Source organism: Rhizobium sp. Root1212 (assembly GCF_001424985.1).
GTDB lineage: Bacteria > Pseudomonadota > Alphaproteobacteria > Rhizobiales > Rhizobiaceae > Pararhizobium.
The window spans coordinates 320151-334774 of record NZ_LMDA01000012.1 but is presented as its reverse complement, the minus strand read 5'-3'; the positions used below and the strand labels follow the sequence as shown (position 1 = coordinate 334774).

General features: G+C 62.0%; 16 protein-coding genes. 10 read left to right on the top strand and 6 right to left on the bottom strand.

Annotated elements, in window-relative coordinates:
* Window positions 1-2 precede the first annotated feature (2 nt).
* Window positions 3-2072, top strand: coding sequence for a hypothetical protein (locus ASC86_RS13655; RefSeq protein WP_056321836.1), 2070 nt, complete (start codon window positions 3-5; stop codon window positions 2070-2072).
* A gap of 71 nt (window positions 2073-2143) precedes the next feature.
* On the top strand, window positions 2144-3316 hold the full coding sequence (locus tag ASC86_RS13650; protein ID WP_200943813.1) for a cellulase family glycosylhydrolase: 1173 nt from the start codon (window positions 2144-2146) through the stop codon (window positions 3314-3316).
* A gap of 6 nt (window positions 3317-3322) precedes the next feature.
* Here ASC86_RS13650 and ASC86_RS13645 read toward each other — a convergent pair whose 3' ends face one another.
* Window positions 3323-3823: an N-acetyltransferase gene (locus ASC86_RS13645; RefSeq protein ID WP_056322608.1), complete on the bottom strand. Its 501-nt coding sequence runs from the start codon at window positions 3821-3823 to the stop codon at window positions 3323-3325.
* A 273-nt stretch (window positions 3824-4096) separates the two neighbouring features.
* Between ASC86_RS13645 and ASC86_RS13640 the strand changes: the two genes are divergently transcribed.
* The gene (locus ASC86_RS13640; protein WP_056321830.1) at window positions 4097-5068 is read left to right on the top strand and encodes a glutathione S-transferase family protein; all 972 of its coding nucleotides are present in this window, start codon (window positions 4097-4099) and stop codon (window positions 5066-5068) included.
* On the opposite strand, the gene ASC86_RS13635 is transcribed toward ASC86_RS13640, so the two are convergent.
* A complete protein-coding gene (locus ASC86_RS13635; protein WP_056321829.1) occupies window positions 5069-5557 on the bottom strand; it encodes an NUDIX domain-containing protein in 489 nt (162 codons plus the stop codon).
* Window positions 5558-5647: 90 nt separating this feature from the next.
* Between ASC86_RS13635 and ASC86_RS13630 the strand changes: the two genes are divergently transcribed.
* From ASC86_RS13630 to ASC86_RS13610, 5 genes are all read left to right on the top strand, one after another.
* Window positions 5648-6550: a metallophosphoesterase gene (locus ASC86_RS13630; RefSeq protein ID WP_056321826.1), complete on the top strand. Its 903-nt coding sequence runs from the start codon at window positions 5648-5650 to the stop codon at window positions 6548-6550.
* 125 nt (window positions 6551-6675) lie between these two features.
* A complete protein-coding gene (locus tag ASC86_RS13625; RefSeq protein ID WP_056321823.1) occupies window positions 6676-7224 on the top strand; it encodes a tetratricopeptide repeat protein in 549 nt (182 codons plus the stop codon).
* 178 nt (window positions 7225-7402) lie between these two features.
* Complete coding sequence (locus ASC86_RS13620) at window positions 7403-7921, top strand: RNA polymerase sigma factor (protein WP_056321819.1); 519 nt, start codon at window positions 7403-7405, stop codon at window positions 7919-7921.
* A 3-nt stretch (window positions 7922-7924) separates the two neighbouring features.
* A complete protein-coding gene (locus ASC86_RS13615) occupies window positions 7925-8758 on the top strand; it encodes an anti-sigma factor (protein WP_056321817.1) in 834 nt (277 codons plus the stop codon).
* Window positions 8759-8904: 146 nt separating this feature from the next.
* Entirely contained in the window at window positions 8905-9399 is a 495-nt protein-coding gene (locus ASC86_RS13610) for a M15 family metallopeptidase (RefSeq protein WP_056321814.1), read from the top strand.
* 177 nt (window positions 9400-9576) lie between these two features.
* Here the strand turns inward: ASC86_RS13610 and leuA are convergent, their stop codons facing one another.
* The gene (gene leuA / locus ASC86_RS13605; protein ID WP_056321811.1) at window positions 9577-11283 is read right to left on the bottom strand and encodes a 2-isopropylmalate synthase; all 1707 of its coding nucleotides are present in this window, start codon (window positions 11281-11283) and stop codon (window positions 9577-9579) included.
* 111 nt (window positions 11284-11394) lie between these two features.
* On the opposite strand from leuA, the gene ASC86_RS25825 reads away from it, so the two are divergent.
* The gene (locus ASC86_RS25825) at window positions 11395-11760 is read left to right on the top strand and encodes a hypothetical protein (protein ID WP_156387044.1); all 366 of its coding nucleotides are present in this window, start codon (window positions 11395-11397) and stop codon (window positions 11758-11760) included.
* On the opposite strand, the gene ASC86_RS13600 is transcribed toward ASC86_RS25825, so the two are convergent.
* Complete coding sequence (locus tag ASC86_RS13600; RefSeq protein WP_056321809.1) at window positions 11715-12296, bottom strand: ATP-dependent Clp protease proteolytic subunit; 582 nt, start codon at window positions 12294-12296, stop codon at window positions 11715-11717. The two genes, ASC86_RS25825 and ASC86_RS13600, sit on opposite strands and share 46 nt — an antisense overlap.
* A 239-nt stretch (window positions 12297-12535) precedes the next feature.
* Here ASC86_RS13600 and ASC86_RS13595 point away from each other — a divergent pair, with 239 nt between their 5' ends.
* Window positions 12536-13114, top strand: coding sequence for a HupE/UreJ family protein (locus tag ASC86_RS13595; protein WP_056321806.1), 579 nt, complete (start codon window positions 12536-12538; stop codon window positions 13112-13114).
* Window positions 13115-13174: 60 nt separating this feature from the next.
* Here the strand turns inward: ASC86_RS13595 and queF are convergent, their stop codons facing one another.
* On the bottom strand, window positions 13175-13639 hold the full coding sequence (gene queF, locus ASC86_RS13590) for a preQ(1) synthase (RefSeq protein WP_056321804.1): 465 nt from the start codon (window positions 13637-13639) through the stop codon (window positions 13175-13177).
* Window positions 13636-14556, bottom strand: coding sequence for a cation diffusion facilitator family transporter (locus ASC86_RS13585; protein ID WP_056321801.1), 921 nt, complete (start codon window positions 14554-14556; stop codon window positions 13636-13638). Before ASC86_RS13585 ends, queF begins: the two co-directional genes overlap by 4 nt.
* Window positions 14557-14624 lie beyond the last annotated feature (68 nt).

Below are 14624 nucleotides of genomic sequence, written 5' to 3'. Positions count from 1 at the left end.
AGATGACGCTTTCCTTCTCTCCGCTTCTGCCCTGGATCGTGATCGGCGTGCTGGCTGCGATCGCCGTGCTCCTGTCGGCGATCGGCCTCTGGCGTGGTGTGCGGGGCGCGGTGCTGCGCAGCTTCGCGCTTGCCGCTCTCGTGCTTGCCCTTGCCAATCCCGTCTTCTTCCAGGAAGAGCGCGAACCGCTCTCCACCGTCGTCGCCGTCGTCGTCGATCGCAGCCAGAGCCAGGATTATGCCGGCCGGCGCGAAACAACGGATGCCGCCCTTGCCGAACTCAAGGAACGCCTCGCCAAATTCCCGCAGATCGAGGCACGCATCGTCGAAGCCGCCGACGATGCCGACACCGAAGCCCCTGCCACGAAACTCTTCGGTGCGCTCTCGACAGCGCTTGCCGATGTGCCACCGGCCCGCGTCGGCGGCGCGATCTTCATCACCGATGGCCAGATCCACGATATCCCCGATGTCAACCAGCCCCTCGGTTTCGATGCGCCCGTCCATGGACTGATCACCGGCAAGACCGACGAATACGACCGCCGCATCGAGGTGCGCAGCGGCCCGCGCTTCGGCATCGTCGGCGAAGAGCAGACCGTCACCTTCCGCGTCGTGGACGACGGCAAGGCACCCGGCGGCACGGCGGAAGTGTCGGTGAGCCTTAACGGCAATCCGCTCGCGACCGAACGCGCCGAGCCGGGCACGGATATCCCCTTCTCCTTCAAGGTGCCGCGCGGCGGCAGCAACATCCTCGAATTCGCCGTCGCCCCCGTTGCCGGCGAAGTGACGGATGCCAACAACCGGGCCGTCCACGTGCTCGACGGCATCCGCGAAAACCTGCGGGTGCTGCTCGTCTCCGGCGAGCCTCATGCGGGTGAGCGGGCCTGGCGCAACCTCTTGAAATCCGACGCCGCCGTCGATCTCGTGCATTTCACCATTCTGCGGCCGCCGGAAAAGCAGGACGGCACGCCGATCAACGAACTGTCGCTGATCGCCTTTCCGACCCGCGAGTTGTTCGTCGACAAGATCAACGAATTCGACCTGATCATCTTCGACCGCTACCAGCATCGCGGCGTGCTGCCGATCCTCTATTACGACAACATCGCCCAGTACGTCGAAAACGGCGGCGCGCTGCTGATCGCCGCCGGCCCCGAACATGCCGGCGACGATTCGATTGCCACCACCCCGCTCTCCGCCGTGCTGCCCGCCGCCCCCACCGGCTATATGAACGAGAAGGCCTTCTATCCCCGCCTATCAGAGGAAGGCCGCAAGCATCCGGTGACGCGCGGTCTTGAAGGCGCCGACGCCGAGCCGCCCCATTGGGGCCGCTGGTTCCGCACCGTCGATGTCGATCGCCCGCTGGGACAGACGGTGATGGAAGCGGCCGACGGCAAGCCGTTGCTGGTGCTGAACCGCGTCGGCAAGGGCCGTGTCGCCATGCTGCTCTCGGATCAGGGCTGGCTCTGGTCGCGCGGCTTCGAAGGCGGCGGCCCGAGCGTTTCGCTCTATCGCCGCACCGCCCATTGGCTGATGCAGGAGCCGGCGCTGGAAGAGGAAGCGCTGACAGCGCGCGCCAGCGGCCGTTCGCTGGAAATTTCCCGCCAGACGATCAAGGGCGATCCGGGGGCTGCGAACCTCACCTACCCTTCCGGCCGCACAGAACAGGTGCCGCTGGCGGAAAGCGGTCCGGGTCTCTACAAGGCTTCGGTGCAGACCTCGGAAACCGGCCTGTTCGAGATCACCAACGGCGATCTCTCGACCCTCGTCCATGTCGGCGCCGTCGATGCGCCGGAGTTCAAGGCAACAATCTCGACCGAGGAAACGCTGAAACCCTGGGCGGAAAAGACCAAGGGCCTCGTGCGCCGCGTCGCGGATGCCTCCGGCACGCTCGACATGCCGCCGCTTCTGCCGGTGCGCGGCGCCGTCCGCGTCGCCGATGACCAGCGCCTGTCGCTGCGCATGACCGACGAGACCGTGCTGAAGGGCATCAATTCGCTGCCGCTTTTTGCCGGCTTCCTCGGGCTCGGGCTGCTTCTGTTGGCGCTTTCGGCGACCTGGCATCGCGAAGGGCGTTAAACGAAGGAAAAACCTCGCAATTTTGCCATAGTGGCTGGGGATATCCGCGGTATATCAACACGGATATCCTTATGCGCTTTGTTCTTGCGTCTCTTCTCACCCTCGGCCTCTCGCTTCCGGCCGGGGCCGCTGATCTCATCCACTTCTGGGACAAGCCGCAGCACGGCGGCAACAGCTTCAACCGGCTGCCGCCGGATCAGGCCTATTTCGATGCACTGCACGGCTATGGCGCAGGCTGGGTGCGGCTTTCCTACGATAAATGGAAGCCGGCCAAGCGCGATTTTCTTCTCGGCGATGCCGACCACTATGACGGTATTCCCGCTGCCGATCTCGCGACCCTCGCCGAAACCCTCGACCGCGCCGACAAGGCCGGGCTCAAAGTGGTGATCACACCGCTCTCCCTGCCCGGCATGCGCTGGGCGCAAAACAATGGCGGCACCTTCGACGGCCGCCTGTGGCAGGACAAAACATGGTGGGAGGAAAGCGCCCGGTTCTGGAGCGATCTGGCGACCGCTCTCAAGGATCACCCCGCCGTCGCCGCCTACAACATCATCAACGAACCGGCACCGGAAAAGAAGAACGGTCTAGCCGAGCACGCCTCAGCCACCGACATGAAGACCTGGTACGCCGCCAACAAAGGCACCGCCCGCGATCTCAGCGCCTTCTATCAAACGATCATTTCAGCAATCCGCAAGGTTGACCCGAAGACGCCGGTCATGGTCGATGCCGGCTGGTATGCGGCCGCGGACGCCTTCGGCTACTGGCCGGCACCGCTCTCCGACGGCAAGGTGCTCTACAGCTTCCATATGTACGAGCCCTATGCCGCGACCAGCGCGCCCAACATGAAGCGGGAAAAGCCCTACACCTATCCCGGCAACGTGCCCTTCGGCGAAGGCTCCGAGCTTTGGGATCGCAAGCGGGTGGCGGATTATCTGGCGCAGCCGGTCGATTGGGCGAAGCAGGTCGGCCTACCCGCCAACCGGCTCGTGGCCGGCGAGTTCGGCTGCATGCGCCGCTGGGAAGGCTGCAAGGCCTATCTCGACGACGTGCTGACGACGCTCGACAGCCACAATCTGCACTGGGCCTTCTACAGTTTCCGCGAAGACAGCTGGGACGGCATGGATTACGAACTCGGCTCCAAGAAGGTGCACTGGAGCTATTGGGACGCGATCGATGCCGGCAAGCCCGATCCGATCAAGCGCAAAGCCACGCCGGAATTCCAGATCATCCAGAAGCGACTGTAATCCCAATCAAGGGCGCCAGCCGATGGCGCCCTTCAGCCGGGAATGAACATCCTCAGCCATCGGCACGACCAGCACCCGCGCCGGATCGACCGGACCGGGAAATTCGAGCGCCGCATAGGCGACCTTCTCGAAACCGAGCGGCATGTAATAGGGCGGATCGCCGACGAGGATCACGGCCTCGGAACCCTTCCGCCGCGCCGCTTCCACCGCAATCCGCACCAGCTCGCGGCCGATCCCCCGGTTCTTGTGGGAAGGCCGGACGGCCAGCGGGCCGAGCAGATGCCCCTTGACCGAACCCGCCATCACCGGCGTCATCCGCACCGAGGCGATCGTCTCACCGTCGTCCGTGCAGATGAAGGAGAGCGAAAGATCGTGCGGCCCCTGCTCGCGAATGCGCGCTGCCGCCCGTGTGAACCGGCCGGGACCGAAAGCTTCTTCGTTGATGATTTCGATGGCAGCGTCGTGCGACGCGTCTTCCGTCAAATAGACGAGGTCGTGCTTTTGCATGAACATAGGGAAACCGTATATGCGAGACGTATAGGAGTGATGGCGCGCCTTGGGGGCGTCAGAGCATCAGCGTCGTCGCGGGTTTCCTGGGAAGTACATCGAAGTGAGTTCCAGCCTGTTCGAAAATTCAGTGCATCGCCGATAGCAGAAAATTTCCCGCCGTCAAAGCCAAAAACGCACTGTTCATGATCCGGTGGCTATCGAAAGCGTTTTTGTCCGCTATCTACTGTCGCCAGGACACGGGGGAAGCTTCCCCGGCAAGGAGTTTAGAATATGGGCATGCTGGTTGACGGCGTCTGGCAGGACGTCTGGTACGATACGAAATCCACCCAAGGTCATTTCAAACGGGCGCAGTCGCAGTTCCGCAACTGGGTAACGGCCGATGGTTCCGCCGGCCCGAGCGGCGAAGGCGGCTTCAAGGCCGAGGCCGGGCGCTACCATCTCTATGTGTCGCTCGCCTGTCCCTGGGCGCACCGCACGCTGATCTTCCGCAGGCTGAAGAAGCTGGAAGACCTGATTTCCGTTTCGATCGTCGATCCGCTGATGCTGTCGAAGGGCTGGGAATTCAAGAACCAGAACGGCGGCACCGTCGATCACCTCTTCGGTTCGGATGCGCTGTGGCAGGTCTATGTGAAGGCCGATCCGACCTATTCCGGCCGCGTCACCGTGCCGGTGCTCTGGGACAAGAAGACTGGCACGATCGTTTCGAACGAAAGCGCTGAGATCATCCGCATGTTCAACACCGCCTTCGACGGGCTGACGGGCTCCAATCTCGATTTCTACCCGGAGGAAATGCGCGAAGACATCGACGCGTTGAACGGCCGCATCTACGACACCGTCAACAACGGCGTCTACAAGGCCGGCTTCGCCACGTCACAGCAGGCCTATGAGGAAAACGTCACGCCTCTTTTCGCGATGCTGGACGAATTGGAGGAGCGCCTTTCCACCCGCCGCTATCTCACCGGCGGCCGGATCACCGAAGCCGACTGGCGGCTGTTCACGACGCTGGTGCGCTTCGACCCCGTTTATGTCGGCCATTTCAAGTGCAACATCCGCCGCATCGCCGACTATCCGAACCTGCAAAACTATCTGCGCGATCTCTATCAGGTCGAAGGCGTGGCGGAGACGGTGAACTTCAGCCACATCAAGGAGCACTATTACCGCAGCCACACGACCATCAACCCGACAGGCGTCGTGCCGATCGGTCCCGTGGTCGATCTCGATGCGCCCCACGGGCGCGGCTGATCACCAGATGTCGTCGAAAGGCACCTTGCCGGAAAGTTCGTCGAGACGGCGCAGCGTCGCCGACGTCGTGCCTTCCGGCAGGGCATCGAGCGGGAAAAAGCCACCCTCGAGGATTTCGTAGTCGCGCTTTTTCGGCGCGGTCTGCACGACATTGCGGCAGCGATAGAACAGCACATGGTCGCGCCGGCTGGTGCGCGGATTGTGGAAGACATGCATCAGTTCCGGCGGATCGCCGAAGACAAGGTTTCCCTCCTCGCGCAGTTCCTTGATCAGCGCCTGTCCGGCCGTCTCGTTGCGCTCGATGCCGCCGCCTGGCATCAACCAGCCGGGAACATAGCTGTGGCGCACCAAGAAGATGCGGCCTTCGACGTCGAAACAGGCGGCGCGCACGCCCATGGTCATGCCGCGCGCATAGGCGAAGTAACTGTGCACGGCGCGGGTCACGAGCCGCGCTCTCCAGTTGCGCATCTCCGGAGGCGTGTCACTCATGGAACGCGGTCTCCTTAGTGTGAACAGGCGAATGCCGAATAAACCCGGCCGATGATTCCCCTTTGCAGGAATATGCGCTAACTACCAAATATGTTCAAACTTGCGCATATTTCAGACATTCACTTGGGTCCCCTGCCCGATCTCTCCTTTCGCGAACTCGCCTCCAAGCGGATCACCGGCTTCGTCAACTGGCACCGGAACCGCCGCAACCATCTGGTCGGCAATACGCTGAACCTGTTGATGGACGAGATCGAGCGCATCGACCCGGATCATCTGGCGATCACCGGCGATCTCGTCAATCTGGCCTCGTCCCGCGAAATCGAGATAATGACCGAGTGGCTGCGCGAGGCGGGTAAGCCGAAAAACATCTCCGTCGTGCCCGGCAATCACGACGCCTATGTACCCGGCGCCTACGAGAAAACGACCAGGGCCTGGTATCCCTACATGCGCGACGATCGCGGCCCGCGGGAATGGAACGACGACTTCCACTGCTACCCCTACATGCGCGTGCGCGGCAATGTCGCCATCATCGGCTGCTCGACGGCCGTCGCCACTCCGCCCTTTGCCGCTTCCGGCTATTTCGGTCCGAGGCAGGCGCGCGAGACCGTCAATCTGCTGAAGACCGCAGGAGAGGCCGGCCTCTTCCGCGTGGTGATGATCCACCATCCGCCGATCCGCGGCGCCACCTCCATGCACAAGCGCATGCTCGGCATCCGTCGCTTTGCCGCAACCATCTCATCGGGCGGCGCGGAACTCGTACTGCACGGCCACACCCATCTCAACACGGTCCATTGGTTGAAGGGGCACGACGTGCAGGTTCCGGTCGTCGGCATCGCCTCAGCCTCGCAGGGACAGGGCGGCAAGAAACCGCCGGCGTCCTTCAATCTGTTTTCGATTGCAGGCGGCCCCGGCAACTGGAACCTGACGCGCGAGCGCTTCGAACTGACCAAGGATAGCCGCTCCGTCACCCTCGTCGAAACGACCCGCTTTTAAACTCGCCAAAACGAGAAAAGGCGCTATCCTGATGCAATAAACGGAGCGGTTCGTCCGTCCCTTGATGACCGCGCCCCGTATCGGCCGATATGGGCCGGACGATGTTCGCAAAGGGAGAATAAGACATGTTTGCCCGTAAAGTCGCTTTCACGAGCCTTTTCCTCGCCGCCTCCGCTTTCGGCCTCTCGATGGCCCATGCCGCCGGGGAAGACACGAGCCAGCCGCCGCAAAAGACCAAGACCACCAGCGAATGCACCGGCGGCAAGATTTGGGACAAGGACAAGAAGGAATGCGTCGACGCCAAGAAGAGCGGCCTAGACGACGATATCCTGTTCAAGGCCGCCCGCGAGCTTGCCTATGACGGCCAGTACGAAAATTCGCTGAAGGTGCTGGATGCTGTGCGCGACCAGACGAGCGCCCGCGTCCTGAACTATCGCGGCTATGCCAACCGCAAAGCCGGCCGCATGGATATCGGCATGGCCTATTACCGCAAGGCCATCCAGACGGATGCGAACTATATTCTCGCACGCTCCTATATGGGCCAGGCGCTGGTTCAGCAGGGCAAGATCGAGGAAGCCAAGGTGCAGCTTATCGAAATCCGCGATCGTGGCGGCGAAAACACCTGGGCCTACCGGGCGCTGCTGCAGACGCTGGGCGGCGTGCACCGCTACTGATAGATACGGCGCCCGGCTCTTGGCCGGAAGGCCTGTCGGGCGCGCACAGGAAAAGCGGCAAAACATGTGATCGGCAGCATTGGGCGCTTGCGGATCATCGGCCAAGTGTTTCATATCAGCAAACGAAAAAGATCGGGCCGAATAAGTGCCGGATCGGAAACGTTTCATTGGAAGAACAATGCGCCCAGCGGTGGATGTTACCGAATTTCGTCGGGACCTGGTCAGCTTGCTGCCCAAGTTGCGCCGTTTTGCGCTGACATTGACGCGCAATGCCGCCGATGCTGATGATCTTGTTCAGGAAGTCTGCGAGCGGGCCATTTCCCGCAATCACCTCTGGAACGGCGAAGGACGGCTGGAAAGCTGGATCTATGCAATGACGCGCAACCTCTGGGTCGACGAAATCAGGAAGCGGAAAGTCCGCACCGGCGCCGGCACTGTCGATGCGCATGACCAGAGCGAGCTTTCGGTCGAGGCTTCCGGCGAAAAGCTCGTCTATGTCAACCAGTTACACAAGCTCATCCTGTCGATGCCGGAGGGGCTGGCCAGCGTCTTCGTGCTGGTGAATGTCGAGGGCCATAGCTACAAGGAAGCCGCCGAAATCCTGAAGATCCCGATCGGCACCGTGATGAGCCGGCTGTCGACCGCCCGCATGCGGCTGGCGGCCATGATCACCGAGACCTCGGAAAGGAGGGCCTGAACAGTGCAAAGCACGAAAGGTCTGGCGCTCGAAGTCCGGTTGTCCGCCTATATCGACGGCGAAGTGAGCGATGTGGAGCGCCGCGAACTCGAACATCTCGTCAACAACGACGACGAGGCACGGCTGCTTCTGGAAATGCTGAAGGCCGGCAACACATTCGGCAACAGTGCATTCGAAGAGTTCCTGCACGATCCCGTGCCGCTGTCGCTGGTGCGCCAGATCAAGCAGGGATCGGGCGCCGCCCCCCGCAACGACCGCATCGCGGCAACACCGGCACGCACGCCGCGTCAAAAACTCTGGCCGCGGGCGCTGGTCGCCTCGCTGGCGCTGCTCGTCATCGGCGGTTCGACCGGCTTCATCATCGGCAAGGCGAGCGACGATTCGGCCCTGCCCCAGACCGCCATCGCCGCCCGCACCTGGCTCGACGACATCGCCGACTATCACCGCATCTATGCCCGGCAGGAGAAGCATCTGGTCGAAGTGCCGGCGTCGCAGTCCGAATCCATCCGCACCTGGCTTGCCGAAAGCGTCGGCGTCAATTTCAGCGTGCCGGACCTTGAGGCCGAGGGCCTGACCTTCGAGGGTGCGCGCCTGCTCGTCGCCGCCGGCAAGCCGGTGGCGCAGCTGATGTACAAGACCGACGAAGGCGAAGTCGTCGCCATCTGTTTCCTGAAGGGCAAGCCCGGCAGCGCCGATACGCCGCCGAGCGAAAGCATCCGCGACGATCTCGCGATGATCTCCTGGCAGAAGGCCGGCGCATCCTACGTCGTCGTCGGCTCGTCAGCACGGGCCAATCTCCAGCAACTCGCCGAGCAGGTCGCCGGCCGGATCGGCTGATTTCCCCGAAAATACACGTTCCCACCCGGCAATCCCCGCCGGAAGCGGCTGCGGCAATATAAACCTCGTCACCTCGGTCGGAGGTGGCGGGTGTCGCCCCCGCGGGAAACCGACACTCCTGTTTTGCGGAACGGCAGGAGAGATACATGGATCGTTTTCCAGAGACGCGCGGGCCCCAATGGCCTCGGCAAGCCGAAGTCCCGGCCTTTTTCGGCACGCACTGCAGCGTGCCGTTGAAACGGCTGGAGCTTCCCTTCAGGATGAAGATCGCCTGGGATCTCGACAAGGAGATCACCGGCTTCATGATCCATGAAAAGGCTCATGACAGCGCCGCCAGGGTGTTCGGGAAGGTGTGGAAACACTACGGGCGAGCGGGCATTCAGGAGATCGGCGTCGATCTTTTCGGCGGCTGCTACAGCTGCCGCAAGATGAAGGGCGGCACCGGATGGTCGATGCATTCCTGGGCGATCGCCATCGATTTCGATCCCGCCCGAAACCAGCTCAAATGGGGGCGCCAGAAGGCCCGGCTTGCCAAGCCTGACGCGGCAAAGTTCTGGGAATTCTGGGAGGAGGAAGGCTGGCTGAGCCTCGGTCGGGCGCGGGATTACGACTGGATGCACGTGCAGGCAGCACGCCTGTAGCGCCGATGCTCCTCACGCAAAAAGCCGCGAGATTTTCGCGGCTTTTTGGTTTGGTGACACCGCGTCCTACCCTCCGCGTCATCCGTGGCCTCGTGCCGAGGATCTTCCAGACCGTCCTCATACGCGGAAAGACTGAAAATTGCTCGGGACAAGCCCGAGCATGACGGAAGAGGATGATCAGCCGCGGCCTTCGAGAACCCGGTTGGCCGCCGAGACGATCGCTTCGAGCGAGGCAGCGACGATGTTGGTGTTGATGCCGACGCCGAACAGCTTGCCGCCCGGATGTTCCATCTCGACATAAGCAATAGCCGCCGCATTCGAGCCGTGTTGCAGCGAGTGCTCGGAGTAATCGGCAACCGACATGTCGATGCCGAGATAGATCGACAACGCATTGATGAAGCCGTCGATCGGGCCGGTGCCCTTGCCCTCGATGCGCTTCGTCTCGCCTTTATCGGTGATCTCGGCCGCGACGACGCGCACGCCCTTGTGCTCGCCCACCGGATAGGTGTGGTGATCGACGAACTTGATCCGCGCGTCGGGCTGATCGACGTAGCGTTCGATGAAGCGGGCATGGATCGCCTTGGACGGCAGCTCCTTGCCACCCTCGTCGGTGATGCGCTGGATGTCTTCGCGGAACTCGACCTGCAGATTGCGCGGCAGGTTGATGCCGTAGTCTTCCTGCAGGATATAAGCGATGCCGCCCTTGCCGGACTGCGAGTTGATGCGGATGATCGCCTCGTAGGTGCGGCCGACATCACGCGGATCGATCGGCAGATACGGCACTTCCCAGAGCGACTTGTTGGCGGTCTTGATCGCCTTCATGCCTTTGTTGATCGCATCCTGGTGCGAGCCGGAGAAGGCGGTGTAGACCAGCTCGCCGACGTAAGGGTGACGCTCCGGAATGACCATCTGGTTGGAATATTCGTAGACGTCCTTGATACGCTCGATATCCGAACAATCCAGTTCCGGATCGACCCCTTGCGTGAACATGTTCAAGGCCAGCGTCACCACATCGACGTTTCCGGTGCGCTCGCCATTGCCGAACAGCGTGCCTTCGACACGGTCGGCGCCGGCCATCAGGCCGAGTTCGGTAGCGGCGATGCCGGTGCCGCGGTCGTTGTGCGGATGCAGCGAGATGATCAGGTTTTCGCGATTGTCGAGGTTGCGGCACATCCATTCGATCTGGTCGGCATAGATGTTCGGCGTTGCCATTTCGACGGTCGAGGGCAGGTTCAGGATCAGTTTGTTGTCGGCCGTCGGCTTGACGATTTCGGTGACGGCGTTGCAGATCTCCAGCGCCACTTCCAGCTCGGTGCCGGTAAAGCTTTCCGGCGAATATTCGAAGCGGAAGCCGCCGCCGGCCTTGGCGGCCATGTCGGTGATCATCTTGGCGGCGTCGGTGGCGATCTGCTTGATGCCGGCGACGTCCTTCGAAAACACCACTCGGCGCTGCAATTCGCTGGTCGAGTTATAGAAATGCACGATCGGCTTCTTGGCGCCCTGCAAGGCCTCGAAGGTGCGGGTGATCAATTCCGGGCGGCACTGCACCAGAACCTGCAGCGACACATCATCAGGCACATTGCCTTCCTCGATGCACCAGCGGGCAAAATCGAAATCCGTCTGCGAGGCCGAAGGGAAACCGATCTCGATTTCCTTGAAGCCCATGTCGAGCAGCAGCTGGAACATGCGAGCCTTGCGGTCGTGGCCCATCGGATCGACCAGCGACTGGTTGCCGTCGCGCAGGTCGACGGAACACCAGATCGGCGCCTTGGTGATGGTCTTGCCCGGCCAGGTGCGGTCGGGAATGTTGATCTGCGGATAGGCCTGATACTTCGCCGGAGCGTCAGGCATGCCCTGCTTGATGGAATGGGATTTCATGATCATTGCGGCTTCTCTTCGTCTGGAGGCGCATTGCCCGCATGCCATAACCGATCGTCGGTCTCAATGCGATGGCAAAATCCGCCTCGGATGGTTCTTTTCTTGAAGGATTTCAGGATGCGAAAGGAGCTGGGGCCGGTGGGCTTTGGGCCACCGGGCGCTCCTTCAAAGAACCCGGCAACCGCTGATAAGGCCGAGAAGAAGAAGCGAGGCGCAGGAACGGTCACGCACGGCAAAATGCCCGCGGGAAACCTGTTCGTTGATCTGTGCGCCAATCGTCTGCATTCAAGCTGTATAGCCGGGGATGATTTTCGGGGCAAGGGAGATAACAGGGAAAAAAGCGATGAGGTCGCCTTCACCATCAACCATGATCACCGAAAACAAAAACCCCACCGGCGCGAGCCGATGGGGTCGGTAATTTTCGATCTATCGTCCGATCAGATATCGGAAGCCGACGTGATGATGCGGGAAACGAGGCCGTAGGACTTGGCTTCCTCGGCGGAGAGCCAGTAGTCGCGGTCCGTGTCCTTGGCGATCTTTTCGATCGGCTGGCCGGTGGCTTCCGAGAAGATCTTGTTCAGGCGCTCGTTCATCTTGATGATTTCGCGCGCCTGGATCTCGATATCGGACGCCATGCCGCGGGTGCCGCCGGACGGTTGATGAAGCAGGAAGCGGGTGTTCGGCAGGCAAATGCGGCGCTCCTTCGGGGCTGCCACATAGATCAGCGCGCCGGCGGAAGCGACCCAGCCGGAACCGATCATCCAAACCTTCGGCTTCACGAACTTGATCATGTCGTGGATCGAGTCGCCGGATTCGACATGGCCGCCCGGAGAATTGACGAAGATGCGGATGTCTTCGTCGCTGGCGGCGGCAAGCGCCACGAGCTGCGAGCAGACCTTCTGCGCCAGTTCCTGGTTGATCGGGCCATAAATAAAGATCGAGCGCGACTTGAACAGATTCGCCTCGGTCTCCTTGCCCAAGGGCAGTTCCGTCTTCTTGTCTTCGTCGTCTTCGTTCATTCGCTGTCTCCCGCGAAATTCGTGTTGTTCTGCCGCAGTCAGATAAGGCGACTCGACTGCGAAAACAATGCAACAAAAGCGGTTGCGGGCGAAAGGGGCAAGCTTGCGCTATGGTAAAAGACACTGATTACGGCAAAAGCCATATAGACACGGCTTAGGTCCGCAATAAGATGACGCCGTCACGCATTCGCATCCGGCGGTTTCGCCTCCCACGCATCCGCCCGTCAGTGGGGAATTCCATGAAGAAAAGCCTTTCTCTCGCCGCCGCCATTGTCGCGGTTTCCACCGTCCCGGCCTTTGCCCATCTCGATCCGGCCGAACACGGCTCGCTGATGGCCGGGTTTACCCATCCGCTGTCGGGGCTCGATCATATCCTCGTCATGATAGCCGTCGGCCTCTGGGCGGCGCAGATTGGTGGGCGCGCACTTTGGGCCGTTCCAGCCTCCTTCGTCGGCACGATGGCCATCGGCTTCGCGCTGGCGCTCGGCGGCATATCGCTGCCCTTCGTCGAGCCGGCTATCCTCGCTTCGATCGTCGCTCTCGGCCTGCTGGTCGCTATGGCGGTGCGGATGGAAACGGCGGCTTGCGCCGCTGTCGTCGGTGTCTTCGCCCTCTTCCACGGTTATGCCCATGGCGGCGAACTGGGTGTCGCAGGCGCCCTGCCCTTCGGCGTTGGCTTTGTTGCGGCCACGGCATTCCTGCATCTTGCCGGCATCGGCCTTGGTCTCGGTATCGGTAAGCTTTCCGCCGGCGGTGTGCTGTCGCGCATCCTCGGCGGAATCACGGCGCTTGCCGGCCTTGCCCTGATCTTCAACTGATACCGCATTCCATGAAACAAAAACGGCGGGCTTTTTGCCCGCCGTTTTCTTTTGCGAAAATCAACCCCGTCCGCGATAGGGCTGTACGCCCTGATCCGGCAGCCACACGCCTTCCGGCGGGGCACCGGTCTGCCAGAAAACATCGATGGGAATGCCGCCGCGCGGATACCAATAGGCGCCGATCCGCAGCCACTTCGGCGAAAGCAGGTCCACCAGCCGCTTGCCGATATCGATGGTGCAATCCTCGTGGAAAGCACCATGGTTGCGGAAGGAATTCAGGTAAAGCTTCAGCGATTTCGATTCCACCAGCCAGCCATCCGGCACGTAGTCGATGACGATATGGGCGAAATCCGGCTGCCCGGTCATCGGGCAGAGCGAGGTGAATTCCGGTGCGGTGAAACGCACGACGAAATCGGTGCCGGCATGGTTGCTCGGCACGCGCTCCAGCACGGCTTCTTCCGGGTTGGTGGGGGCGGCAACGGCCTGCCCCAGCTGGGAGAGGCCGGAGACATCGGTCTTGCTCATGATTTCAATCCTTCGACGACTTTGACGCGGATACCGTGGGCCTTTTCGCCCTCGGGCTCGACATGAATGGCGATCTTCGCGCCGGGATGCACGCCGCGGATGGCATCTTCAAGGCGGTCGCAAATATCATGCGCCTCCCTCACCGGCATGGCGGCGGGAACGACCATATGGAAATCGACGAAGATCGCCGGCCCCGCCTGCCGCGTCTTCAGGTCATGCACGCCGAGCGAGCCGCTCGCATGGGCGGCGATGGCGTGCTTGATCGCATCTTCTTCCTCGGCCGGCACGGCGCGGTCCATCAGACCGTCCACCGAGCGGGCGATGACCTTCCAGCCCTGATAGAGAATATTGCAGGCGACGATGACGGCCAGCGCCGGATCGAGCACCGCATAACCGGTGACAATCGCCAGCACGAGGCCGAAGAGAACGCCGACCGAGGTCACGACATCCGAGAGAATGTGATGCCCGTCCGCCTCCAGCGCCGGCGACCGCAACCGCCGGCCGGAACTGATCAGTACCCAGGCCCAGACGGCATTGATAACGCCGGCCAGCAAGTTGATGCCGAGACCGAGCGCCGGAGCCTCCGGCAGGCGCGGCGAAAGCACGGCGGGAATTGCCTCCCAGACGATCAAGAGTGCCGCCACGACGATCAGGACGCCCTCGATGACGGCGGAAAAATATTCGGCCTTGTAGTGGCCGAAGGGGTGGCTGGCATCGGCCGGCTTGGCCGCATAGCCGATGACCACGAAGGCGACGACCGCCGCCACGACATTGACGATCGATTCCAGACCATCCGAGAGCAGCGCAACCGATCCCGTCACCCACCAGGCCGCCAGTTTGAGGCCGAGAACAACGATCGAAAGCGGAATACCCCAGAAGGCAAGCCACTGCGCGCTCTTCTTCTTGCTGTCTGCCATGGACAAATTCCCTGCAAATAAACGACCGCCGCACCGGGTGGGCGCGGCGGTCTCAAAAAAGTCGCGTC

What these genes read in the sequence shown, in the direction of transcription:
- queF (WP_056321804.1), bottom strand. Translation starts at nt 13,639, where the DNA reads ATGAGCAAGACCGATGTCTCCGGCCTCTCCCAGCTGGGGCAGGCCGTT.
- ASC86_RS13645 (WP_056322608.1), bottom strand. Translation starts at nt 3,823, where the DNA reads ATGCAAAAGCACGACCTCGTCTATTTGACGGAAGACGCGTCGCACGAC.
- ASC86_RS13595 (WP_056321806.1), top strand. Translation starts at nt 12,536, where the DNA reads ATGAAGAAAAGCCTTTCTCTCGCCGCCGCCATTGTCGCGGTTTCCACC.
- leuA (WP_056321811.1), bottom strand. Translation starts at nt 11,283, where the DNA reads ATGATCATGAAATCCCATTCCATCAAGCAGGGCATGCCTGACGCTCCG.
- ASC86_RS13620 (WP_056321819.1), top strand. Translation starts at nt 7,403, where the DNA reads ATGCGCCCAGCGGTGGATGTTACCGAATTTCGTCGGGACCTGGTCAGC.
- ASC86_RS13630 (WP_056321826.1), top strand. Translation starts at nt 5,648, where the DNA reads ATGTTCAAACTTGCGCATATTTCAGACATTCACTTGGGTCCCCTGCCC.
- ASC86_RS13600 (WP_056321809.1), bottom strand. Translation starts at nt 12,296, where the DNA reads ATGAACGAAGACGACGAAGACAAGAAGACGGAACTGCCCTTGGGCAAG.
- ASC86_RS13640 (WP_056321830.1), top strand. Translation starts at nt 4,097, where the DNA reads ATGGGCATGCTGGTTGACGGCGTCTGGCAGGACGTCTGGTACGATACG.
- ASC86_RS13650 (WP_200943813.1), top strand. Translation starts at nt 2,144, where the DNA reads ATGCGCTTTGTTCTTGCGTCTCTTCTCACCCTCGGCCTCTCGCTTCCG.
- ASC86_RS25825 (WP_156387044.1), top strand. Translation starts at nt 11,395, where the DNA reads ATGCGAAAGGAGCTGGGGCCGGTGGGCTTTGGGCCACCGGGCGCTCCT.
- ASC86_RS13655 (WP_056321836.1), top strand. Translation starts at nt 3, where the DNA reads ATGACGCTTTCCTTCTCTCCGCTTCTGCCCTGGATCGTGATCGGCGTG.
- ASC86_RS13625 (WP_056321823.1), top strand. Translation starts at nt 6,676, where the DNA reads ATGTTTGCCCGTAAAGTCGCTTTCACGAGCCTTTTCCTCGCCGCCTCC.
- ASC86_RS13610 (WP_056321814.1), top strand. Translation starts at nt 8,905, where the DNA reads ATGGATCGTTTTCCAGAGACGCGCGGGCCCCAATGGCCTCGGCAAGCC.
- ASC86_RS13585 (WP_056321801.1), bottom strand. Translation starts at nt 14,556, where the DNA reads ATGGCAGACAGCAAGAAGAAGAGCGCGCAGTGGCTTGCCTTCTGGGGT.
- ASC86_RS13635 (WP_056321829.1), bottom strand. Translation starts at nt 5,557, where the DNA reads ATGAGTGACACGCCTCCGGAGATGCGCAACTGGAGAGCGCGGCTCGTG.